The sequence below is a fragment of the Bacillus taeanensis genome (genome assembly GCF_003318295.1).
Lineage (GTDB): Bacteria > Bacillota > Bacilli > Bacillales > UBA6769 > Maribacillus > Maribacillus taeanensis.
The window spans coordinates 153341-177576 of record NZ_QOCW01000007.1; the positions used below are offsets into that span (position 1 = coordinate 153341).

24 protein-coding genes are annotated in these 24236 nt (G+C 36.1%); 18 read left to right on the plus strand and 6 right to left on the minus strand.

From position 1 onward, the window contains the following. The first annotated feature begins 132 nt into the window (after positions 1-132). The 5 genes from DS031_RS09105 (at position 133) to DS031_RS09125 (ending at position 4986) form a co-directional block, all read left to right on the plus strand. Positions 133-1662 carry an MDR family MFS transporter gene (locus tag DS031_RS09105; RefSeq protein ID WP_245947298.1) on the plus strand — a complete coding sequence of 510 codons (1530 nt, stop codon included), beginning with the start codon at positions 133-135 and terminating at the stop codon, positions 1660-1662. Between the two features lie 34 nt (positions 1663-1696). Next, on the plus strand, positions 1697-2569 hold the full coding sequence (locus DS031_RS09110; protein WP_113805753.1) for a transcriptional regulator CcpC: 873 nt from the start codon (positions 1697-1699) through the stop codon (positions 2567-2569). Between the two features lie 71 nt (positions 2570-2640). Continuing rightward, positions 2641-3360 (plus strand): 2,3,4,5-tetrahydropyridine-2,6-dicarboxylate N-acetyltransferase, encoded by a 720-nt coding sequence (dapD, locus tag DS031_RS09115; RefSeq protein WP_113805754.1) that lies wholly within the window; start codon positions 2641-2643, stop codon positions 3358-3360. An 88-nt stretch (positions 3361-3448) separates the two neighbouring features. After that, positions 3449-4573, plus strand: coding sequence for an N-acetyldiaminopimelate deacetylase (locus DS031_RS09120; RefSeq protein ID WP_113805755.1), 1125 nt, complete (start codon positions 3449-3451; stop codon positions 4571-4573). Between the two features lie 170 nt (positions 4574-4743). Then, positions 4744-4986, plus strand: coding sequence for a YkuS family protein (locus DS031_RS09125; RefSeq protein ID WP_113805756.1), 243 nt, complete (start codon positions 4744-4746; stop codon positions 4984-4986). A 33-nt stretch (positions 4987-5019) separates the two neighbouring features. On the opposite strand, the gene DS031_RS09130 is transcribed toward DS031_RS09125, so the two are convergent. After that, positions 5020-5859, minus strand: a complete 840-nt coding sequence (locus tag DS031_RS09130) for a mechanosensitive ion channel family protein (RefSeq protein ID WP_113805757.1) — start codon at positions 5857-5859, stop codon at positions 5020-5022. 385 nt (positions 5860-6244) lie between these two features. Between DS031_RS09130 and DS031_RS09135 the strand changes: the two genes are divergently transcribed. From DS031_RS09135 to DS031_RS09150, 4 genes are all read left to right on the plus strand, one after another. Continuing rightward, the gene (locus tag DS031_RS09135; RefSeq protein WP_113805758.1) at positions 6245-6787 is read left to right on the plus strand and encodes a peroxiredoxin; all 543 of its coding nucleotides are present in this window, start codon (positions 6245-6247) and stop codon (positions 6785-6787) included. A 268-nt stretch (positions 6788-7055) separates the two neighbouring features. Further along, a complete protein-coding gene (locus DS031_RS09140; RefSeq protein ID WP_425451949.1) occupies positions 7056-8408 on the plus strand; it encodes a cytochrome ubiquinol oxidase subunit I in 1353 nt (450 codons plus the stop codon). 25 nt (positions 8409-8433) lie between these two features. After that, the gene (locus DS031_RS09145) at positions 8434-9453 is read left to right on the plus strand and encodes a cytochrome d ubiquinol oxidase subunit II (RefSeq protein WP_113805759.1); all 1020 of its coding nucleotides are present in this window, start codon (positions 8434-8436) and stop codon (positions 9451-9453) included. Between the two features lie 107 nt (positions 9454-9560). Further along, the gene (locus DS031_RS09150; protein WP_113805760.1) at positions 9561-10220 is read left to right on the plus strand and encodes a potassium channel family protein; all 660 of its coding nucleotides are present in this window, start codon (positions 9561-9563) and stop codon (positions 10218-10220) included. A 35-nt stretch (positions 10221-10255) separates the two neighbouring features. Here DS031_RS09150 and rnjA read toward each other — a convergent pair whose 3' ends face one another. The 3 genes from rnjA to def all read right to left on the minus strand — a co-directional run bounded on the left by rnjA (position 10256) and on the right by def (position 13160). Continuing rightward, positions 10256-11923 (minus strand): ribonuclease J1, encoded by a 1668-nt coding sequence (gene rnjA / locus DS031_RS09155; protein WP_113805761.1) that lies wholly within the window; start codon positions 11921-11923, stop codon positions 10256-10258. A gap of 2 nt (positions 11924-11925) precedes the next feature. Beyond that, positions 11926-12135 carry a DNA-dependent RNA polymerase subunit epsilon gene (locus tag DS031_RS09160; protein ID WP_113805762.1) on the minus strand — a complete coding sequence of 70 codons (210 nt, stop codon included), beginning with the start codon at positions 12133-12135 and terminating at the stop codon, positions 11926-11928. 476 nt (positions 12136-12611) lie between these two features. Further along, positions 12612-13160 carry a peptide deformylase gene (gene def / locus DS031_RS09165; RefSeq protein WP_113805763.1) on the minus strand — a complete coding sequence of 183 codons (549 nt, stop codon included), beginning with the start codon at positions 13158-13160 and terminating at the stop codon, positions 12612-12614. Positions 13161-13457: 297 nt separating this feature from the next. On the opposite strand from def, the gene DS031_RS09170 reads away from it, so the two are divergent. From DS031_RS09170 to DS031_RS09195, 6 genes are all read left to right on the plus strand, one after another. Continuing rightward, positions 13458-14129, plus strand: a complete 672-nt coding sequence (locus tag DS031_RS09170; protein ID WP_113805764.1) for a YkyA family protein — start codon at positions 13458-13460, stop codon at positions 14127-14129. A 466-nt stretch (positions 14130-14595) separates the two neighbouring features. Next, the gene (gene pdhA / locus DS031_RS09175; protein ID WP_113805765.1) at positions 14596-15681 is read left to right on the plus strand and encodes a pyruvate dehydrogenase (acetyl-transferring) E1 component subunit alpha; all 1086 of its coding nucleotides are present in this window, start codon (positions 14596-14598) and stop codon (positions 15679-15681) included. A gap of 3 nt (positions 15682-15684) precedes the next feature. Next, positions 15685-16662 carry an alpha-ketoacid dehydrogenase subunit beta gene (locus DS031_RS09180; RefSeq protein ID WP_113805766.1) on the plus strand — a complete coding sequence of 326 codons (978 nt, stop codon included), beginning with the start codon at positions 15685-15687 and terminating at the stop codon, positions 16660-16662. A gap of 214 nt (positions 16663-16876) precedes the next feature. After that, entirely contained in the window at positions 16877-18172 is a 1296-nt protein-coding gene (locus tag DS031_RS09185) for a dihydrolipoamide acetyltransferase family protein (protein ID WP_113805767.1), read from the plus strand. A gap of 3 nt (positions 18173-18175) precedes the next feature. After that, positions 18176-19585, plus strand: coding sequence for a dihydrolipoyl dehydrogenase (lpdA, locus tag DS031_RS09190; RefSeq protein ID WP_113805768.1), 1410 nt, complete (start codon positions 18176-18178; stop codon positions 19583-19585). A 298-nt stretch (positions 19586-19883) separates the two neighbouring features. After that, positions 19884-20135 carry a hypothetical protein gene (locus DS031_RS09195; RefSeq protein WP_113805769.1) on the plus strand — a complete coding sequence of 84 codons (252 nt, stop codon included), beginning with the start codon at positions 19884-19886 and terminating at the stop codon, positions 20133-20135. A gap of 73 nt (positions 20136-20208) precedes the next feature. Here DS031_RS09195 and DS031_RS09200 read toward each other — a convergent pair whose 3' ends face one another. Further along, positions 20209-21705, minus strand: a complete 1497-nt coding sequence (locus DS031_RS09200) for a glycine betaine uptake BCCT transporter (protein ID WP_113805770.1) — start codon at positions 21703-21705, stop codon at positions 20209-20211. A 278-nt stretch (positions 21706-21983) separates the two neighbouring features. Between DS031_RS09200 and DS031_RS09205 the strand changes: the two genes are divergently transcribed. Then, complete coding sequence (locus DS031_RS09205) at positions 21984-22847, plus strand: polysaccharide deacetylase family protein (protein ID WP_113805771.1); 864 nt, start codon at positions 21984-21986, stop codon at positions 22845-22847. A 22-nt stretch (positions 22848-22869) separates the two neighbouring features. Here DS031_RS09205 and DS031_RS09210 read toward each other — a convergent pair whose 3' ends face one another. Then, positions 22870-23301, minus strand: coding sequence for a DUF1885 family protein (locus tag DS031_RS09210; RefSeq protein ID WP_113805772.1), 432 nt, complete (start codon positions 23299-23301; stop codon positions 22870-22872). A 177-nt stretch (positions 23302-23478) separates the two neighbouring features. Between DS031_RS09210 and DS031_RS09215 the strand changes: the two genes are divergently transcribed. Then, on the plus strand, positions 23479-23784 hold the full coding sequence (locus DS031_RS09215) for a DUF3055 domain-containing protein (protein ID WP_113805773.1): 306 nt from the start codon (positions 23479-23481) through the stop codon (positions 23782-23784). A 99-nt stretch (positions 23785-23883) separates the two neighbouring features. Next, positions 23884-24102 (plus strand): GapA-binding peptide SR1P, encoded by a 219-nt coding sequence (locus DS031_RS24625; protein WP_425451950.1) that lies wholly within the window; start codon positions 23884-23886, stop codon positions 24100-24102. Positions 24103-24236 lie beyond the last annotated feature (134 nt).

Here is a 24236-nt window from a genome sequence, read left to right on the forward strand (position 1 = left end):
TTTTGTACGTATAAAAAAGGTAAGGGGACACAAATCAGTCTATTTTTTACTAATATAAAAGCTTCTTTCAAAGGGTGGGAAGTGCTGGAGTTATGATTTTAAATATTTATTATAAAGGAACGTGAAGCATGAATGAGAGCATTTCAAGAAATGATGTTAATTAGTATACGTAATAAAAAAACATATCGGCCCCTTGTTTTAACGGCAATTATATTAAGTATGTTTATGGCGGCAATTGAAGGCACAATCGTTTCAACAGCTATGCCTGGTATCGTTTCAGAGCTTGGCAGTTTTTCGCTGTTTAGTTGGGTTTTTTCAAGCTATTTACTCATGCAGGCAGTGACTATTTTAATATTTGGAAAATTATCCGATCTATTTGGTAGGAAACCTATCTTTATCTTTGGTGTGGTGGTCTTTTTAATAGGTTCTTTTTTATGTGGATATGCTCAATCAATGGAACAGCTAATTCTTTTTCGATTTATGCAAGGGTTAGGTGCAGGGGCTGTACAGCCAATCGCTCTGACAATCGTAGGCGATATGTATTCGGTAGAAGAACGATCGAAAATCCAAGGCTACTTAGCAAGTGTTTGGGGAATCTCTGCTGTGATTGGTCCTGCTCTGGGAGGTATTTTTGTTCAATATATCGACTGGGCATGGGTGTTTTGGATGAACATTCCCCTCGGATTATTATCGTTATGTGGCGTGATGATGTTTCTTCATGAAAAAACAGAGCAGAAAAAACAAGTGATTGATTACAAAGGCGCATTTTTACTTTTTATCTCAATTACTTCTTTTATGCTGGTTCTTATTGAGGGAGGCGTTCGATGGGACTGGCTGTCGCTTCCTATAGTTGGTTTAACCATTATTGGTGGAGGTGGTTTAGTTCTTTTTATTATTCAGGAAAAAAGAATAGTTGAGCCAATGATGCCGCTTGAAATATGGAAATATCGCTTAATTTTACTCGCTAATGCTGCCACATGTACATCAGGAATGATTATTATCGGTGTTTCAAGCTTTCTCCCTACTTTTGTTCAAGGAGTAATGGAAGAAACACCAATAGTTGCCGGTTTTACATTGACAACAATGTCGATTGGCTGGCCGATTGCTTCAACGATTGCCGGAAAACTGCAGTTGAAAATTGGTTATCGAAATACGGCATTATTTGGTGGTGTATTACTGTTAATTGGTGGTTTGCTTTTTGTATTATTAACACCGGAACGAGGTCCTTTATGGGCAGGAGCGGGATCCTTCTTTATTGGGGCTGGTATGGGTTTGTCGAGTACGCCTTTTCTTGTTGCAATTCAAAGCAGTGTCGATTGGAAAATGCGCGGGATTGCAACAGCTTCTAATATGTTTATGAGAATTTTAGGAAGCTCGATTGGAGCAGCTTTGCTTGGCAGTATTTTAAACAGCCGTTTAAAAGAACATCTTATAGCATACCAAGATGATCCAGAACAGTCCTTAACAATTGATCAAGCGAATTTATTGTTAGATGCAGAGAAGAGAAGCAATTTAGCAGAAGAGACGTTAACCATTTTACAAGATGGTCTTACTCTTTCTTTAAAAAGTGTATATATGGGGTTATCCATTATTGCCATTATTACATTTGTATTCATTATATTGCTTCCAAAAAATAAGGATGAAAAAAGCGAAACAAGTTAAGATTACTTAATGAAGGTGGAAGAAGGTACATTGGATGAGCATTAATGAATATTATGTGTTATCAATTTTAGCTGAAGAATTAAATATGCGAAAGGCAGCAGAGCGTTTATATGTCTCACAGCCTGCTTTAAGCCAACGGTTACAAACGATTGAAAAGCGATGGGCTTCTCAAATTTTTATTCGTTCACAAAAAGGGTTATCCTTAACACCCGCTGGTGAACAAATTATCTCTTATGTAAATGAGACGCTTCAGAAAGAGGAGCAAGTACGAGATCAAATTTCATCGCTTCATACGGAAGTACACGGCACGTTAAAGCTTGCCGTTGCTTCGATTATTGGGCAGTATTGGCTTCCAAAAGTGTTAAAGCAGTATGTTGATTTATATCCACAGGTGAAAATTTCATTAATTACAGGATGGAGCAGTGAAATCTTAAAACATTTATATGATGATCATATTCATATAGGAATTATTAGAGGAAGACCTGAGTGGAGAGGTAAAAAACATTTTTTACTTTCAGATGAATTATTTTTAGTGGATACATCGATTAAATCACTTGATGAGATTAAAACGACAAATAAACCATTTATTCAATTTCGGAGCGACTCTACTTATTTTCAAGAAATTCAAGAATGGTGGCATAATCATTTTAAAACGTCTCCAAAACGTACAATTGTGGTCGATCAAATTGAAACGTGCAAGCAGATGGCGATTAACGGGATTGGTTATGCTATTTTACCGTCAATTAGTTTAACAGCTAACGATACAAACGTATATAAAATTCCGCTTTATGACGACGAAGAAAAACGGATCGAACGTGAAACATGGCTGTTGACTCATGAATCGCTTACACAATTAAAACAGGTAAAAGCGTTTATTAATTTAGTAGCAGAATCAAAAAAAATTTAAAAATTGGACTTAACGTGAAAGATTATTTAAGATAAAATAGGAACATCGACAAAAAAGAGGAGGAAAAAATCATGAAAATGATGGACGCAAATGAAATTATTTCATTTATTCAAAACAGTGAAAAAGCAACACCAGTCAAAGTACATATTAAAGGTGAATTAGAAGGTATTAACTTTGGTGAAAAAACAAAATCATTTATCCAAGGAAATACAGGCGTATTGTTCGGAGAGTGGAAAGAAATTAAAACGGCAATTGATGAAAATGCAGCAAAGATTGAAGATTTTGTAGTTGAAAATGACCGCCGTAACTCTGCAATTCCATTATTAGATTTAAAAGATATTCCAGCACGTATTGAGCCGGGTGCGATTATCCGTGATCAAGTTGAGATTGGTAAAAACGCTGTAATTATGATGGGAGCGTCTATTAACATTGGCTCTGTTATCGGTGAAGGTACAATGATTGATATGAATGTTGTAATGGGTGGTCGTGCAACAGTAGGGAAAAATTGTCATATCGGTGCGGGCGCAGTGCTTGCGGGAGTAATTGAGCCTCCTTCAGCGAAGCCAGTTGTTATTGAAGACGAGGTAGTAGTTGGTGCTAACGCGGTAATCTTAGAAGGAGTAACAGTTGGTAAGGGAGCAGTAGTTGCTGCAGGAGCAATTGTTACAGATGATGTGCCGGCAAATACAGTAGTAGCAGGAACGCCAGCACGTGTTATTAAAGAAATTGATGAAAAAACCAAATCAAAAACTGAAATTAAGCAAGAACTTCGCCAATTAAATGCTGAATAATTAATTATACAGCTGTTGTTTTATAAGTGCCTGGCTTCTCCATTAGGAGGTGTCTGGCACTTTATTTATAGAAAAGGAGAGATTTTTGATGAGTCTCAATTTAATTGACATTAGGCGAGAGCTTCATCAAATTCCAGAGCTTGGATTTGAAGAAGTGAAAACCCAGCAATTCCTTTTAAAGACAATCGAGTCGTTTAATAATGAGCGATTAGAAGTGAAAACATGGAAAACCGGTATTTTAGTGAAAGTAAAAGGAAAGAACCCAAAGAAAACGATTGGCTACCGTGCTGATATTGATGGTTTGCCAATCACAGAAGAAACAGGTTATGATTTTCAATCAACACATGAAGGAAATATGCATGCATGCGGCCACGATTTTCATATGACAATTGGCTTAGGTGTCTTACACTACTTTGCTAATCACGCTGTTGACGATGATTTATTATTTATTTTTCAGCCAGCAGAGGAAGGTCCAGGCGGTGCTTTACCGATGCTTGAGAGTAAAGAATTTCAAGAATGGAAGCCGGATATGATCGCTGCGCTGCATATTGCTCCTGAATATCCTGTTGGAACAGTAGCAACAAGAGAAGGTCTGTTGTTTGCAAATACATCTGAACTGTTTATTGATCTTAAAGGAATAGGAGGCCATGCTGCTTATCCTCATAAATCAAATGATATGGTGGTAGCGGCAAGTCATCTTGTTACCCAGCTGCAAACAATTATCTCTCGTAACATTGATCCGTTAGATTCAGCAGTTGTAACCATTGGTAAAATCGAAGGCGGTACAAAGCAAAATATTATTGCAGAAAAAGCGCGGATTGAAGGAACAATTCGTACGTTATCAAGTGACTCAATGAGTAAAGTGAAAAAACGCATTGAAGCTCTTGTATTAGGAATTGAACAAGGATTTGACTGCAGGGCAGCGATTGATTACGGCTCAAATTATTACCAAGTTTTTAATGAAAAAAAGTTAACTCGAGAATTTATGAATACTGTAAAAAAGCTATCTAATGTAGAGCTTGTTGAATGCAAAGAAGCAATGACTGGAGAGGACTTTGGTTATTTCTTAAAGGAGATTCCCGGTTTTATGTTTTGGTTAGGTGTTCAATCAGAACATGGTCTTCATTCATCTCGCTTAAAGCCGGATGAGGGTGCAATTGAAACAGCAGTTTCCCTATTATCTCATTATTTAACAGAAAAAGCTTCCAATTAAAGTGAATTAGTAGAAAGGCAAGATGCTTTTTATTTTTATCTTCTTTTTTCCCTCTTGTTTCTTTTATTGTCTTTTCTTCTAGAAGCATAAGAAAAAATCATCCTGGGTAAAGTAACGGTTAGGAAGCGCTTTCGCTTCATACTGTTAAGGATGAAAAGGAGGAACAAATAATGGCGAAAATTGGTGTAGAACAATCACTAGGACAAGTAAAAGCAGCACTGCAAAGCAAAGGACATGAAGTCATTGATTTAAAACAGGAACAAGATGCAAATGGCTGTGACTGCTGTGTTGTAAGTGGGCAAGATGAAAATGTAATGGGTATTCAAAACGTTGCCGCTCAAGGCTCAGTTATTGATGCGCGCGGTTTAAGTGCTGATGAAGTATGTCAACAAGTTGAAAGCCGTTTTCAGTAAAAAAAGGAACAGCTCACGCTGTTCCTTTTTAAATCATGCCTTCTCTTTTGTAATATTTACTTGATGTGGATATGGAATTTCGATACCATTTTCGTCTAATGCTTGTTTTAAGGCTTGACGAAGTTTACGTTCAACAGCCCATTGCTGCATATTTTCTGTTTTACAAATCACGCGAAGTACAACATCAGAGGCACCGAGTGTTTGTACACCCAATACGCTGGGCCCTTCTACAATCGCTTCTTCTTCAGCCGCGACCTTGTCGCACGTTTGCTGCATCACTTCAATCGCTTTATCAATGTTATCATCATAAGAAATACCAATATCAACAAGTGCTCGCATATTGCCGCGTGAATGGTTGCTGAGACTTGAGATTTCACGGTTTGGAATATAATTTAATGTTCCATCAAAACTGCGAATTTTTGTCGTTCGTAAGCCTACTTCTTCGACGATGCCGTCATAACCTGCTGTTGTAACATAATCACCAACTTCAAGCTGTTTTTCAAGCAGTAAGAAAAACCCAGTTACAACATCACTAACAAGTCCTTGAGCACCAAAGCCGATTGCTAAACCAAGAATACCGGCACCGGCGATTAAACCTTTTACATCTAATCCAAAAATTTCAAAAACGATCACAATTACGATAAATCCTAATACATAAGAAAGAATACTTAACGTTAAACGCTGCAGCGTTTCAGCGCGTCCGACAGACATGTTTTCTTTCTCTGAAAAGCGATTAAAAGCATTTTTAATCAGCTTGCTTCCAATTGATTTTGCAATCGTAAAAGCAATAAAAATAGCAATTAACTGCAGAGCGATAATTCCAACTGCTACAAATATTTCTCCCCAATCAATATTGCGTATCCAATCGTTCATTCGGTTCCATCTCCTTCTCTTTCTCTTTCTAAATATGATCCTTATTCTCTAATCAAAAGCATTCCTCGAAAGAGCTTTTATGTGGTGCAAGAAGAGAATAAAGATTAAGCATAACGTTTTATAGTATAACGAATAAAAAATACATCTTTCAAGTAATAACACTCTCATCTTAATATTTTCAATTAATAACCATAAAATTTATCTTATAATGATTAAAAATTTAAATAAAGGGTATATTTACTAAAGTATCGAATTCATTCAGCTTATTCAAGTAATTTAAACTAATTATAATTTAAGACTGACTAAAAATAACTAGTCCATTATAATTGAAATTATATGAATCGGCTCTATTACAAAGGATAAGATTGATAGGAGGGATATACATATGGCAGAGCGTATGGTCGGTAAACAAGCACCGCGTTTTGAGATGGATGCTGTAATGACAAATAAAGAATTTGGTAAGGTAAGTCTTGAAGAGAACATGAAAAATGATAAGTGGACAGTATTATATTTCTATCCAATGGACTTTACATTCGTATGTCCAACAGAAATTACGGCATTAAGTGATCGGTATGAGGAGTTTGAAGATCTTGATGCAGAAGTAGTTGGTGTATCCACGGATACAATCCACACGCACTTAGCGTGGATTAACACGTCTCGTGATGACAATGGATTAGGCGAATTAAACTATCCATTAGCTGCAGATACAAATCATAAAGTAGCAAAGGACTATGGCGTTTTAATTGAAGAAGAAGGTATTGCCCTTCGTGGATTATTCATCATCAGCCCTGAAGGTGAATTAATGCATTCTACAATTAACCACAATAATGTTGGTCGTGACGTTGATGAAGTACTGCGTGTGCTTCAAGCACTTCAAACTGGCGGACTTTGCCCAGCAAACTGGAAACCAGGTCAAAATACTTTATAATTCAATGAAGTAAGAGTAAAAACACAGTAGAAGGTTATTCTGCTGTGTTTTTTAGTGATGTATATACCTTTTCCGATATTTTCCAGCAATTTAATAAATACATATTGATTTTTTTATTAGACTTTGTGATAATTGTCACAAAGTCTTCACTGTATAACTATAAAATCGTCATATTCTTTACCTCTTCAAACGTTTATGAATGATTATAATAAGGGTAAGGTATACAGTATGTTTCTTTTTATAGGATTGGGAAAAGGGGTTGAAAAGAGTGGAATTGGATAATGTTATGCTTAGTCGGCTGCTTACAAGTTTGACGCTTGGCTTTCATATTATTTTTGCCACACTTGGAGTTGGTGTGCCGCTAATGATAAGTGTTGCCGAATGGATTGGCATTAAACGAAATGATCCTCACTATTTATTATTAGCAAGAAGATGGACAAGAGGATTTGTGATTACGGTAGCGATCGGCGTTGTAACAGGGACGGCAATTGGGCTGCAGCTTTCATTATTGTGGCCGAGTTTTATGCAGGTGGCAGGACAGGTTATTAGTTTACCATTATTTATGGAGACATTTGCTTTTTTCTTTGAAGCAATCTTTTTAGGCATCTATATTTACACATGGGATCGGTTTAAAAAGCCAATTTATCATTGGATAATCTCAATTCCAGTAGTGATTGGATCATCAATGTCAGCCTTTTTTATTTCTACTGTAAATGCCTTTATGAATGCGCCGAGAGGATTTAAAATAGAAAATGACGTTTTAACAGATATTCAACCGCTTGTGGCAATGTTTAATCCAGCTACACCAACAAAAGTTTCTCATGTATTAGCAACTGCTTATTTAACATCAGCATTTGTACTTGCGGCAATTACGGCATTTCTTATTTTGAAAGGGCGAACAGGAGCTTATTATAAAAAAGCATTGAAGCTTACAATGGTTGCAAGTTTTATATTTGCTGTGGCAACAGTTTTAGTAGGAGATTTTGCAGGGAAATACCTTGCAGAATATCAACCAGAAAAATTGGCGGCGGCTGAATGGCATTTTGAAACAGAAGAAGGAGCAGGTCTCATTGTTGGCGGGATTTTAGATGAAAATAATGAGATCAAATATGCAGTCACACTTCCAAAGTTATTAAGTATATTAGCGCATGGCAATCCAAATTCAGAAGTTATTGGCTTAGAGGAGTTTGCAGAAAATGAAATTCCGCCATTGTTTATCCATTATTTGTTTGATTTAATGGTAATGATTGGGATGTATTTAGCGTTTATTTCATTTTTATATATTGTGTTAAGAAAATTTACAAGGTTTAATCTTCATAACAAATGGTTTCTTTTTCTTATTGTATTAGGCGGACCGCTGTCCATGTTTGCGATTGAATTCGGTTGGATTTTTTCTGAAGTTGGAAGGCAGCCGTGGATTTTATATCAAGTCATGGAAACAGGACATGCTGCCACAACAGCAGATCATGTAGGGACCATGCTGATCTTGTTTTTACTGCTGTATATTGTACTCGCCGTGATTTGTATTACGGTGTTAAGAAAAATGTTTAAAGATAATCCTGCAGAAGTTGAATTTGAGGAAGCTTCACATTCAACAAATAATGAGACACCATTTCATTAAGTGACGGAAGAAAGGAGGAGGACGTATGGAGCTTCAATTAATTGGGATTACCGTTTTGTGGATTTTTTTATATGGTTATTTAATTACAGCGTCCATTGATTTTGGGGCCGGGTTTTTTAGCTATTATGGAAAGGTGACAAAAACAGATCATCTTATTAATAAGATTATAAGCCGGTATTTATCACCGGTTTGGGAAGTAACAAATGTATTTTTCGTGTTTTTTTTCGTTGGTTTAATTGGCTTCTTTCCAGACACGGCTTACTATTTTGGAACAGCGCTGCTTATTCCTGGAAGCATTTCTTTAATTCTTCTCGCAGTAAGGGGTTCTTTTTACGCATTTGCAAACTATGGAGCAAAAGAAAATAATATCTATTCATTTTTATATGGAGCGACAGGGCTGTTAATACCTGCTTCTTTATCAACCGGCTTAACAATTTCCGAAGGCGGTTTTGTTGAAGAAGTAGGGGATCAAGTCGTGTTTAAGGCTGGGAATTTATTTACAAACTTTTATTCTTGGTCTGTTGTTCTGTTAGCTGTTGTATCTGTTTTATTTATTAGTGCTTCTTTTTTAGCTTATTACGCTGATAAAGCACAGGATAAACAGGCATTAGAAGTATTGAGAAAATTTGCAATGTTTTGGAGTGCGCCAACCATTTTTGCAAGTGTTCTTGTATTTGTTGCTCTCCAACGTCATAACCCTGAACATTTTGCAAACATACTTAATTATGCTTGGATGTTCATATTATCGTTAATTTGCTTTATGGCTGCTACGTATTTTATTTTTAACCGAAAGCGGTATGGAACAGCTTTTATTTTTGTAATGCTGCAGTTCTTTTTTGCTTTTTTCGGATATGGATTGTCACATCTCCCATATATTCTTTATCCATACATTACAATTTATTCAGCCTCTGTAAATACAACAATGGGCTGGGCGCTTGTTGTGGTGTTTATTGCAGGGCTCTTCCTGCTGATTCCATCCTTATTTTTACTGATGAGGTTGTTTTTATTTGATGCGGATTATGTTAAAGGGAATAAAGGAAAGTAAAAGAAGCTGAGTGCGTACGTGCTCAGCTTTTCTTGTACATGAGAAAGAACGGTTATGATATAATTTTGTATGACACGAATGATAGGTGAAATATTGGAGGAATACTTGTGAGAAAACAATTTGCAGTAATTGGACTCGGGCGATTTGGCGGCAGTATTTGCCGAGCGCTCAGCCGTCAAGGAATGGAAGTATTAGCAATTGATAAAGATGAAGAACGAATCAATGAATATTCATCGATTGCAACCCATGCTGTGATTGCTGATTCAACAGATGAAACAGTGTTAAAAAATTTAGGAATTCGTAATTTTGAGCATGTTATCGTTGCGATTGGCGATAACATTCAAGCAAGTATATTAACAACGCTTATTCTCGAAGAATTAGGTGTTCAAAAAATAACTGTAAAAGCCCAAAATGATTATCATGAAAAGGTATTAAAAAAGATTGGAGCTGATCAAATTGTTCACCCTGAGCGTGATATGGGAGAGCGGATTGCCCACAATATGGTTTCAAATAGTGTTTTAGATTATTTAGAGCTATCTGATGAACATAGTATTGTCGAGTTAATCGCAAGTGCTAAAATGAATGGGAAAACATTAATAGAGCTTGATGTGCGCGCTAATTACGGTGCAAACATTGTCGCGATTAAACGGGGCGAAGAAGTGATTGTATCTCCTCAAGCAAATCAACAAATAAATAAAGGAGATATTTTAATTATTATTGGTGCTGATAAAGATATTACTCGCTTTGAAAAGCAGCTTCTTGATTAAAAAAAGGTTGAGCGAATGCTCAACCTTTTTTAAAATTAGATTTCCATGATGATTGGTAAAATCATCGGACGGCGCTTCGTTTTTTCATATAAAAATGGGGAAAGGATATCTGTTATTTCATTTTTAATCTCAGACCATTGAGAGGTCCGTTTTTCCATTACCCGGTTTAAGTGTTTGGCTAATAGATCTTGTGCGTCGTTAATCAGGTCGCCAGATTCACGCATATACACAAAACCACGCGAAATAATATCTGGTCCTGAAACAATCTTGAATTCTTTCATATTAATACTTACAACGACGATAACAAGCCCTTCTTCTGATAAAATTTTACGGTCACGAAGCACAATGTTTCCGATATCGCCAATTCCACTCCCATCAACATAAACAGATCCTGAAGGGATTTTGCCGGCAATATATGCTTCATCTTCTCCTAATGACAATACTTCACCATTATCCATAATAAAGGAGTTTTCTTTAGGGATATCGCAGTCCTCTGCAAGTTTTGTATGCATTTTTAGCATTCTATATTCCCCATGAATTGGTAAAAAGTATTTTGGTTTTATAAGTCGAAGCATTAATTTTTGTTCCTGCTGTCCGCCGTGACCAGATGTATGAATATCACTTAGTTTATGGTGAATTACTTCCGCACCGGCACGATAAAGCTGGTTAATAATTTTACTTACACTAACCGCATTTCCAGGAATAGGGGAGGAAGAAAAGACGACCGTATCCCCAGGGATAATCTGAATTTGTCTGTGTGTACCATTAGCAATACGAGATAAAGCTGCCATTGGTTCACCTTGGCTTCCTGTACAAATAATTGTAATTTTGTTGTCTGGTAATTTATTGATTTGAGAAGCATCAATAAATGTGTTTTTCGGCGCTTGAATATAGCCGAGTTCTTGTCCAATTGTTATTGCTGCTTCCATACTTCTTCCAAACACAGCCACTTTCCGATTGTTTGCGACCGCTGCTTCTACTACTTGCTGAAGGCGATGAATGTTAGAAGCAAATGTTGCAAAGATAAGACGGCCGTCCACTTTGCGGAAAATATCTTGAATGCTTTCTCCAACACGACGTTCAGACATTGTAAATTCAGGGATTTCGCTATTTGTGCTATCAGATAAAAGGCATAGTACCCCTTCACGGCCAATTTCAGCCATCTTTGTTAAATTTGCTGGTTCTCCAACAGGTGTAAAATCAAACTTAAAGTCACCTGTATGCACAACATTGCCTGGAGGTGTTTTTACAACGATTCCATATGAATCGGGAATACTGTGAGTTGTTCTAAAAAAGCTGACAGCCGTTTTTCTAAATTTAATTACATCATCTTCCTGAATTTCATAGAGACGTGCTTTTCTTAATAAACCGTGTTCTTCTAATTTGTTGCGGACAAGTGCAATGGCAAGCTTTCCTCCATAGATAGGAATGTTAATTTCTCTTAATAGAAAAGGAATGCCGCCAATATGGTCTTCATGTCCATGTGTAAGGAAAAGTCCTTTAATTTTCTCTTCGTTTTTTATAAGGTATGAATAATCAGGAATCACATAATCAATTCCTAATAGTTCATCTTCTGGAAATTTAACACCGGCATCAATTAGAATAATTTCGTCCTGAAATTGTACGGCATATGTATTCTTTCCGATTTCTCCTAATCCGCCTAGTGCGAATACTGCTGTATGATGGTTTTTAACAAATTTCATAATTATAAATTCTCCAATTCAAATTTTGCATTTTCTTGTTCATATTCAAGAAATTTTCCGTTAAGCTTTTGTACAAATTCAATGTTTAATTTTCGAGGTGCTAGTTTTCGACGCACATCACGCTCAGACTCTCCGTCAACATAAAGTGCGTTTGTCCGCTCCCGTACCGGCACTTCTGTTAATGTTTCTTGATAAAATACTTTAAAAATCATTTATAACCTCTCCTTAACTGTAACTAAAAGATTGTCTTTGTATATTATAAAGGAAATTGGATTGTTTTTCATGTTTTTATTTAAACATTCCAGTTTTACTAACATTATTTTCTTATTTGCATCTAAAAATTGCAAGTTTTAATAACAGATTTTAAGAAGTTGACTTTATCCTAAAAAATTAGTTTTTTAGGATAAAGTCAACTTCACGTTGTTTAAAATTCAGGACGACGATTTTTATTAAATAAATCTTTCCATCGTTCAAGAAATTTTTTCTTTAAGCGCCGGATCATTAGAGAAGACCTCCTTTTCTCTATTTATTTGTAGTATTTACATAATTATAAAAAAATGTCCGGTAATTAGTGGAAGAAGTAAGATGAAGAATATCGTTAGGTGAATTGGAATTGCTTTTTTAACATAACAAAGAAGCATCCCTTTAGGGGGATGCTTCTTTGTTATGAAAACTTATTATAGAAGAATTATAACTTTGTTGCGTTTTCTGGGATTTTAAAGGGATCATTTTTATCAATATGATCATAAAACATCACACCATTTAAATGATCAATTTCGTGTTGAAAGCAAATAGAAGGAAGCCCTTTTAAACGAAGCTTCACAGGGTTTCCATCAAGATCAACTGCTGTTACAGTGATTCGTGCATAACGAGGAACAATTCCAGGAATATCCTCATCCACTGATAAACAGCCTTCGCCGCCTTCTAAGTATGTTTGTTCCACTGAGTGACTGACAATTTTAGGGTTAAATAATCCATAGCTGTATAGCTTGCCATTTTCATCTGTTAAGTGAACAGCAAACATGCGTTTATTAATGCCAATTTGAGGGGCTGCTAAGCCAATTCCTGAACGCAGTTGATATTTTTTAGCGAGTTCCGGATCCTGACTGTTTATTAAATATTCAAGCATTTTTGTTAACGTTTCTTTATCTTTTTCTGAAGCAGGTAATGCTACCTCTTCTGCAACTTCTCTTAAGACGGGTGTACCATCTTTCACAATATCTTTCATTGTAATCATTTTTTAGTCACTCCTTGCTTACTAATCCATCTCTAAAAAAGAAAGTAGTTAATTATGTATAGTTTACCATACGGAGATAAAAGGGAAAATGCAAGTAAGAAAAATTATATCCATACATCTTAAAGGGCTGAGAGAGACGATGTTCACTAATGAAGTTTAGATAAAACAAGTGTTTAAAGTTCTGAAATGATCTCATTATAAATATTGTTAAGAAAACAAGCTTATTATTGTCATGTGTATTATAAAACGATATCATGGTAAAGTATGGATATTCATCGTAACTAAGGGGGAGTAGTAATGACGAAGAAAGCAATGTTAATGTTAGCTGCGGTAATGGCTATTTCCACGCTTTTAACAGGCTGTGCGAGTTCACCTGAAGAAGAAATGTATGAGCATCTTGAAAAATCGGTGGAACTTGAAGCGGCGTTTAAAGAACAACAATCATTACTTGTAGAAGCAGAAAAAAAAGAACAAGAACTTTACAATGAAATTGTTCAGCTATCTTTAGAAGAGTATGACAAAATTAAAGAACTATCAGAGAAAGCACTCAAACATGCTGAGAATCGGGAACAATTAATTGATAAAGAAAAAGAAAGCCTAACGCTCGCATTTAAAGAATTTAAAAATGTTAGTCCATTAATTGAAAAAATTGATGAAGAAGCTGTAAAAAAAGAAGCAGGTAAATTAGAAGAGAATGTCCAAAAGCGTTATGATGCATATGAGCAGCTCCACAAAGAATATCAAAAATCGATTGCGTTCGATAAAGAATTATATGAAATGCTTCAAAGCAAAGAACTAACAGCTGAAGAACTTGATTTACAGCTCCAAAAAATAAATAAGCAGTATGAAAAAGTGATTCAGCAAAATAATGCTTTTACTAAGTATACGAATTTATATAATCAAGCAAAACAAACTTTTTATCAAAAAGCGAATTTAAATGTCGCGTTTGAAGAAAACAAGGAGAACTAACCTGTCTTAGGTTGCTTCTCCTTGTTTATTTATTATAGCTTTTAAATAGAAGGAAAGATGATGAAACACATATTAATACAGTTCGACAAAATAAACTAATACAGTACTATCACAGATGTTTGGTAAATTTTAATAATCGAAATAAACAAAGACATTGACTTATTGGAAGCGTATATTGTAAGATGAAATAGAACAGGATATTGTATTAATAAAAAATCTTTTTTTTATAATACAGTTTCTAAAACGAACATCTATTATATAAAAGCATGTTTAACATCCAACTTAATGGGTACATAAGCCACGGTTATAAAGACTGTTCGTTTACAAATTTACTTAATAGTGATTCATAGGATGTCATGTATTTTCTTATATTGGTTAATCTAATGATGTAGCATGAAGGTAATACATGAAATATTGCTGGAATCATAATAACAATTTTTATTTATGAAAGGAAGAGGTGGAAGGTATGGGTACAAAGACCCTAGAGCAAATTGAAAGCCAATTTGAAACGTTCCAAATCCTTAATGAAGAAGGAGAAATCGTTAATAAAGACGCAGCACCTGATCTTTCTGATGAGGAATTAAAAGAGTTAATGAGCCGTATGGTTTATACACGAATTTTAGATCAACGTTCAATTTCTTTAAACCGTCAAGGTCGCTTAGGTTTCTACGCACCAACAGCAGGACAGGAAGCTTCACAATTAGGAAGCCAATATGCCCTTGATAAAGAAGATTGGATTTTACCTGGTTACCGTGATGTTCCGCAAATTATTTGGCACGGTTTACCGTTATACCAAGCTTTCTTATTCTCACGCGGACATTTCCACGGAAATCAATTCCCAGAAGGCGTAAATGCGCTTAGCCCGCAAATCATTATCGGTGCACAAATCATTCAAACAGCTGGTATTGCATTAGGTCTTAAAAAACGCGGTAAAAAAGCTGTTGCAATTACTTATACTGGAGACGGTGGTGCTTCACAAGGTGATTTCTATGAAGGAATGAACTTTGCTGGTGCATTTAGTGCTCCTGCAATCTTCGTTGTGCAAAATAACCGTTTTGCAATCTCTACACCAGTTGAAAAGCAATCTGCTGCAAAAACAATTGCACAAAAAGCGGTTGCTGCTGGAATTCATGGCATTCAAGTTGACGGTATGGACGTTCTTGCTGTTTATACGGCAACAAAAGAAGCTCGTGAGCGCGCGATCAATGGTGAAGGTCCAACATTAATTGAAACATTAACATATCGTTATGGTCCACATACAATGGCTGGAGATGACCCAACTCGTTATCGTTCTGAAGAGCTTGACAATGAGTGGGAAAAGAAAGATCCACTAGTACGTTTCCGTAAGTATTTAGAAGCAAAAGGCTTATGGTCTGAAGAAGAAGAAAGCAAAGTAGTAGAAAAAGCAAAAGAGGAGATTAAAGAAGCGATCAAGAAAGCTGACCAAACTCCTAAACAAAAAGTTACAGATTTAATGAGCATGATGTTTGAAGAACTTCCACAAAATTTACAAGAACAAATGGAAGAATACAAAGCAAAGGAGTCGAAGTAAGACATGGCGCAAATGACAATGATTCAAGCAATCACTGATGCGTTACGCACAGAACTAAAAAACGATGAAAATGTGCTCTTATTTGGTGAAGACGTTGGGCTAAACGGTGGTGTATTCCGTGCGACTGAAGGCTTACAAGCTGAATTTGGTGAAGATCGTGTATTCGATACACCTCTTGCAGAATCAGGAATCGGCGGTTTAGCGATCGGTCTTGCGTTACAAGGATTCCGTCCTGTTCCAGAAATTCAATTCTTCGGTTTCGTATATGAAGTAATGGATTCTATTTCTGGTCAAATGGCTCGTCTTCGTTATCGTTCTGGCGGCACGTATACACAGCCAATTACAGTTCGTTCTCCATTTGGCGGCGGCGTTAAAACACCAGAATTACATGCAGACAGCTTAGAAGGTTTAATGGCACAACAGCCTGGGCTGAAAGTAGTTATTCCTTCAACTCCTTATGATGCAAAAGGTTTATTAATTGCTTCTATTCGTGATAATGACCCGGTTATTTTCTTAGAGCACATGAAATTATACCGTTCATTCCGCGGTGAAGTGCCTGAAGAAGCATATACAATTGAGCTTGGAAAAGCAGACGTGAAACGTGAAGGTACAGATGTATCCATCATCACTTACGGTGCAATGGTACATTCTTCACTTAAAGCGGCTGAAGAGTTAGAAAAAGAAGGAATTAGTGCAGAAGTAATTGACCTTCGTACTGTAAGCCCATTAGATATCGATGCAATTGTAGCATCTGTTGAAAAAACAAATCGTGCCATTGTTGTTCAAGAAGCACAAAAACAAGCAGGTATTGCTGCAAATGTTGTTGCAGAAATCAATGATCGCTGCATCTTAAGTTTAGAGGCGCCTGTTCTTCGTGTAACAGCACCGGATACTGTGTTCCCATTTGCTGAAGCAGAAGAGGTATGGTTACCTGACTATAAAGATATCGTGGAAAAAGCTAAAGCTGTAATCAATTTCTAAGAGGCTGACTTAAAAAAGGATCAGACCCTTCTCAAACAATATATAAGTTACTCTTTGTGAAAAACTGCGATATCTTGTATGGATTTGAGGAGGGTTAACCCTACCTAAGTCAACCTCTTTTCCCTATCCTTCTTAGAAAGATTACATAGAAGGCAGTCATTTGAATGATACTTTGAAAGAATAAAACACTGTTGATAAATAGGAGGCGAACATTTTGGCTTTTGAATTTAAAATGCCGGATATCGGTGAAGGTATTCATGAAGGTGAAATTGTAAAATGGTTTATTAAACCAGGTGATGAAGTTAAAGAAGATGACATCATTGCGGAAGTACAAAATGATAAAGCAGTTGTAGAAATTCCATCTCCAGTAGACGGAAAAGTACTTGAAGTAAAAGCTGAAGAAGGTCAAGTAGTAGTTGTTGGCGATGTGGTTGTTACATTTGAAGCAGAAGGCTACGAAGACAGCGGCAGTGCACCAGCAGCAGCTGAAGAAAAAGCAGAAGAGCCAAAAGCAGAAGAAACAGCTCCAGCAAAAACAGCACCTGCTGCATCTGCAGAAGTGGATGAGTCGGCTCGTGTGATTGCAATGCCATCTGTTCGTAAATATGCGCGTGAAAAAGGTGTTAACATTCGTCAAGTACAGGGTACTGGTAGTAATGGACGCGTTTTAAAAGATGATATTGACAGCTTCTTATCTGGCGGTGCTGCTCCAGCCCAAGATACAGCTGTAACAGAAGAAAAACAAGCCCCAGCAGCAGAAGAAACAAAAGCGGCTCCTGCAGCAGCACAAGCAGTTCCTGCAGGTCAATATCCGGAAACTCGTGAAAAAATGAGCGGTATCCGTAAAGCAATTTCAAAAGCAATGGTTAACTCTAAGCATACAGCTCCACATGTTACATTAATGGATGAAGTTGATGTAACAGCACTTGTGGCACACCGTAAGAAATTTAAACAAGTCGCTGCGGATAAAGGTATTAAGTTAACGTACTTACCATATGTAGTAAAAGCATTAGTATCTGCATTACGTGAGTATCCAGCTCTTAACACGTCTATTGATGATAAAGCAGATGAAATTATTCACAAGCATTATTACAATATCGGTATTGCAGCTGACACTGACAAAGGACTTCTTGTTCCTGTTGTAAAAGATGCGGATCGCAACTCAATCTTTAACATCTCAAACACAATTAATGAGCTTGCTGGAAAAGCTCGTGACGGTAAGTTATCTGGTGAAGAAATGAAAGGTGCATCATGCACAATTACAAACATTGGTTCTGCTGGCGGTCAATGGTTTACTCCAGTTATCAACCACCCAGAAGTAGCAATCCTTGGTATTGGTCGTATTGCTGAAAAACCGATCGTACGTGACGGTGAAATTGTAGCTGCACCAGTATTAGCTTTATCTTTAAGCTTTGACCACCGTATTATTGATGGTGCAACTGCTCAAAACGCTTTAAATCATATTAAGCGTCTATTGAATGATCCACAATTACTAGTAATGGAGGCGTAAATAATGGTAGTAGGCGATTTTCCGATTGAATTAGATACTCTTGTTGTTGGTGCAGGTCCAGGTGGATATGTTGCGGCAATTCGCGCAGCGCAGTTAGGTCAAAAAGTAGCAATCGTTGAAAAAGGAAACTTAGGCGGCGTTTGTTTAAACGTTGGTTGTATTCCTTCAAAAGCTCTTATTAACGCAGCACACCGCGTTGAGCATGCGAAGCATTCTGATGAAATGGGAATTTCAGCTGAAAATGTAACAGTTGACTTTTCTAAAGTTCAGGAATGGAAAAGCAGCGTTGTTAATAAATTAACTGGCGGTGTTGAAGGACTTTTAAAAGGAAACAAAGCTGAAATCATCCGTGGTGAGGCGTATTTCGTAGATCAAAATACAGTGCGTATTATGGATGAGAAAAGTTCTCAAACATATAAGTTTAATAACTGTATTATTGCGACAGGTTCTACTCCAATTGAGATTCCATCTTTTAAATGGAGCGAGCGCGTTATTTCATCAACAGGTGCATTAGCGCTTAAAGAAATTCCTAAGAAAATGGTTGTAATCGGTGGAGGTTACATCGGTACTGAGCTTGGTACTGCATATGCAAACTTCGGTACTGAAGTAACAATCCTTGAAGGTTCTGATCAAATTTTACCAGGATTTGAGAAACAAATGAGCACACTTGTTTCTCGCCGTTTAAAAAAGAAAAACGTTGAAATCTTTACAAACGCAATGGCTCAAGGTGTGGAAGAAACAGCTGATGGTGTAACAGTAACGGCTGAAGTAAAAGGTGAAACAAAAACGTTTGAAGCAGATTACGTACTAGTTACGGTTGGTCGTCGTCCAAACACTGATGAGCTTGGTTTAGAGCAAGTAGGTGTGGAGTTAACAGAGCGCGGTCTTGTTAAGATTGATAAACAGTGCCGTACAAGCGTACCAAACATTTATGCGATTGGTGACATTGTTGAAGGTCCAGCACTTGCACATAAAGCTTCTTATGAAGGTAAAATTGCTGCAGAAGCAATTAGTGGTGAGCCTGCTGAAATTGACTACCTTGCAATTCCAGCGGTTGTATTCTCAGACCCAGAACTTGCATCTGTAGGATATACAGAAGCGGAAGCAAAAGAAGCGGGTTATGATGTAAAAGCATCTAAATTCCCCTTTGCCGCAAATGGTCGTGCATTATCATTAAACGATACGGATGGCTTTATGAAGCTTATAACGAGAAAAGAAGATGGTCTAGTACTTGGTGCGCAAATCGCGGGTCCAAGTGCATCTGATATGATCGCAGAGCTTGGTTTAGCAATCGAAGCTGGTATGACGGCAGAAGATATCGCCCTTACTATTCACGCTCACCCAACTCTTGGTGAGATTACAATGGAAGCGGCTGAAGTAGCAATTGGAAGCCCAATTCATATTGTAAAATAAAAACACAAAAACCATGAGCAGTCTGCTCATGGTTTTTTTATATAAAGTTCTCGAATGCTGTATCTCAATAACAATTAAAGGTTCGATTTTTAAGAGAGGTGGGTACTTTTTAGTAAAAAGGAAAACTAGTAAGTCAACATAATATCGTCCGCTTGTCTTATATGATTTATAAATATAAAGCGATATAATGAGCGTAATAAGCTGAAAATGTATGAGGGGATAGAAATGAAGTTTAATAATAGAGTGAACAGAATAGATTTATTAGAAGGACATATAATGGGGAAAAGGAGTGACAATCTTGAAGCATTATATGCTAAGTCTTAGTTTGCACGGCATTATTTGGAGTGGTTACTCAATTGTAAATATGCTATCAACAAAAGATGAAATGCAGTATAAAATGATTCTTCTAGGTATTTTTGTTTACTTTGCTTATTCATTAAGCTTTAAAATCTTAAAAAGAAGGAAAACAGCAGTAATTACAACTTTTTCAACGTTTTTATTATATATGCTAGGAAAGTTTCTGTTTGATTTAGCGCTGTACAGGGTTTAAGAAGAAATACATAATAAAACAGTACAAAGATCTACTATAATTAAAATCTTTGTACTGTTTGAAGATGTTGAAGTTAACGAACTTTCGGCTTTTTAGCCACTTCTTTTTGGAATGCTTTTGTTAACGATACAACCATTAAAAGCATAATAATTGTAAATGGAAATGCCGCAATAATCGATGCTGTTTGAAGAGCCCCTAGTCCGCCAGACCATAACAATACAACAGCTGAAGCAGATTGAATAATTCCCCAAGTAAATTTAACAGAGTTCGGCGGGTTTAAGCTGCCGTTTGTTGTCTGCATGCCAAGAACAAACGTAGCGGAGTCTGCTGATGTAATAAAAAATGTACTAATAAGAAAAATCGCCAGTATCGACATTACAGTACCAAATGGAAATTCGCTTAAGACAGCGAATAAAGCAACTTCTACACCTTGATCAGCCATAATTTGACTTAATCCAAAATTCTCAAACATTTCTAATGAAACAGCCGTTCCACCAAAGACACTAAACCATAATGCACCAAAAATAGTTGGTACGAGAAGAACACCTAGTACAAACTCTCTTACTGTTCTGCCTTTTGAAACACGTGCAATAAATGTTCCTACAAACGGAGCCCATGCGATCCACCACGCCCAATAAAAGATCGTCCAGCTTTGAATCCATGACGATTGCTCAAATGGACTTAGTTTTAAACTCATGCTTGGCAAGTTTTGTATGTAAGAGCCAAGTGTAGATGTAAAGACGTCCATAATAAAGTTTGTTGGTCCAGCAAAAAGTAAGAAAAACATTAATAGTAAAGCAAGAGCAATGTTTAAATTACTTAAATATTTAATGCCTCGTTCAAGTCCAGTTTGTGCTGACAGCATATATAACACTGTTACAATTCCGATAATAATTAACTGAGTTGTAAAATTGTTTTCAATATCCGTTAAATAAGAGAGTCCTCCACTAATTTGCGTTGCACCAAATCCAAGGGAAGTGGCAACACCGAAAATAGTTGCAATAACAACAATTACATTGACCGCTCGTCCTAAACTGCCTTCTACCTTATCACCAAATATTGGTCGTAATACTTCACTTACAACTTGAGGGGCACCTTTTCTAAATTTAAAATAGGCAAGTGCTAATGCAATTACACTGTAAATTGCCCATGGATGAAGTCCCCAGTGGAAAAACGAATAGCGAAGCGCTAAACGAGCTGATTCGACGGTTTCACCTTCACCTGCTGGTGGAGTGTGAAAATGATAGATAGGTTCCGCCACGCCCCAGAATACTAATCCAATTCCCATCCCTGCACTAAATAACATCGCAAACCATGTTACAGTATTGTATTCTGGTTCATCTGTATCTTTTCCTAAGCGAATTTTACCAAATCGCGAGAAGATAAGATAAATAGAGAAAATTAAAAATGTTGTTGCTGAAATTAAATAAAACCATCCAAATTTTGCTTGTAAAAATGATTGTACTGCACTTGTTGTTTCAGCCATTCCTGTAGGGGTAAGAACTCCCCATAAAATAAAGATTAATGCGAGTATGACTGAAATAACAAATACGGGTGTCAATTTTTTCATAACGACCACCTTTCTTTTGTTAGCAAAAAATCCTTACATAAAGTAACATACAATGAAAATGAATTTCAAGTTATAAGGTTTATAAGTAGTATTTGACGGGAAAATTCGATTTATGTAATGTGGAAAATGGAACACAGTACCACATAATATCATAACAGTTAGTGAATGAATACCCTTTTTATAAAAAATATACACGATGATACGTTAAAAATTTTTAGTGAGTAACAGAAATATGAAAAATATTTTATGATATGCTTTACATGAAGAGGAGGAATAAAATGAAAAAGGGGTTATTGTTTTTTGCGGCAGTTATTTATTTAGCTGCCTGCAGTAATGAAGACAGTGCGATTCAAAATAGTAAAACAAAAGTAGAAAAGTCAGAAGATCTACCAGAGGAAAAATCAATTTCAACAGTACAAGTAGAAGAAAAGGACACAGCAGAAGAAGTGGAGGAAACGAAGCAGTCATCAGAAGAAGAGCTTTCTGATAGAAATGAAGCTATTGAGCCTAAGTATCAATTAAACGAAAAGCTGTGGACGATTGAGCCGATTTCAGAAGACGGGAATAAAAATGTTGTGCTATTAACAATCGATGATGCACCTGATAAACATGCCCTAGAAATGGCAAAAACATTAAAAGATTTAGATGTAAAAGCGATTTTCTTTATTAATGGTCATTTTATAGATACAGAAGAAGAAAAAGCCGTATTAAAAGAAATTTATGATTTAGGTTTTCCGCTTGGAAATCATACGATGACACATTCAAATTTAAAAAACTTAAGTGAAGAAAAACAAAGAGAAGAAATTATAACATTAAATGATCAAATTGAACAAATTACAGGGGAACGCCCTAAGTTTTTTAGAGCACCATTCGGCCAAAATACTAATTATGTCAAAGATTTGGCTGTTGAAGAAGAAATGCTGCTTATGAATTGGACATATGGATATGATTGGGAAAATGAATATCAATCAAAAGAAGCAATCGCTGATATTATGGTAAACACACCCTTATTAAGAGCGGGTGCCAATTTGTTAATGCATGATCGTGAGTGGACAAATGCAGCATTAGAAGAGATTGTAAAAGGGATACAAAAGAAAGGCTATGAGTTTTTAGACCCAGCGCTTATTAAAACGTTAAAATAAAGATGACTTCATGAAGTCATCTTTATTTTCGTTTATAATAATACATCGTACGCCCGTTAAACAGCTGAAGTTCTCCCTGCAGCTGTTTTGCGAGAAATTTGCAAAACTCATTTGCTTTTCCTTTATCACCATGTGTGGATCCTTCAGGAAGAACAATTTGAATATACTGTTCAAATTGTTCTTCCTCTTCTTCAGTTTTAAGTTTTCTACTGCTAATTCCAGCAATTATGTATCGGTAACTTTCATTTTGTCCTTTTAAATAAAACCACTGCTCTTTTTCTTTTTTTTGTTCAAGCTCATATGGAAAGGCGGCATGACTGTACTGCCAGTTTAATTGTTCCCCGGTTTTTGCTGTTAGTTCCTTATAGTAAAAAAAGAGTTCTTTTAATTCTTCTAATGTTATTGACTGCTGTTTAGATGCGGGTACAAGTTTAATATAGGCACTTTTAGACAATAAAATCCCCCCATAAACCGTTTTTTACCTTTTAAATGTATCTTATCACTATTTAATTCCTTTTTACAATAAAATGCGATTTTATTATTTTTAATTTTAAAAAAATTATGTTTTTTTTGATTATTATATGGGAATGAATTATAATAAAAATAATAAACTTCAAACGGAGGAGATGCAATGAACCTTGAATTGTTTCAAAAGTTCTATGATGAGCATGAAAATGTCCAGGTTCGCTTTGTAGGATTCTCAACGGATGATGTGCGTTATGACTTTGGAATTGTTTATACAAATATGTTTTTTGGGAAACCACTTATTGTTTGTATGCAAACAGGACGTTCTGCCTTGCTCGACAGCAGTGATGTGAGAGATTATGAATATTTACAATCTACCTTTAAAATTGCGACTCGAAAGGAAGCGGAAGATCTAGCGTCCTTTTTTGAAGAAGCGATTCCTTATACAACCTATAAAACACAATATGAATAAAAAGCAGCAGATCAAGAATTTGATCTGCTGCTTTTTATTTCTAGTAGGCGCAGTTTAGTAATAAAATATGATCACACATTAGGGGGAGTAAAAATAATTATGACATACAAAATAGGTATTGACAGTCTTAATGTGACATATTATTATAGAAGTAACTTAAATAAAACGTTTTCAAAAAATAAAGGGGATGAAAAGATGGGTACAATCGTATGTCAAAAATGTGATGCAACAATCAGTCATTTTGAAGATGAAAAGGTTACAAAATTATATGCGCAATGTCCTGGCTGTCATGATAAAAATAAACAAACAAAAAGATAAAACAAAAGAGGCTGGGACATAACTAGCTTCAAATAATGAAAAAAGAGAAATTGCGGACGCAATTTCTCTTTTTTCATTATTATGCCTTATATCAGTTGTTGTTGGCTGTGAATTTTCTTAAATTCACAGCCATT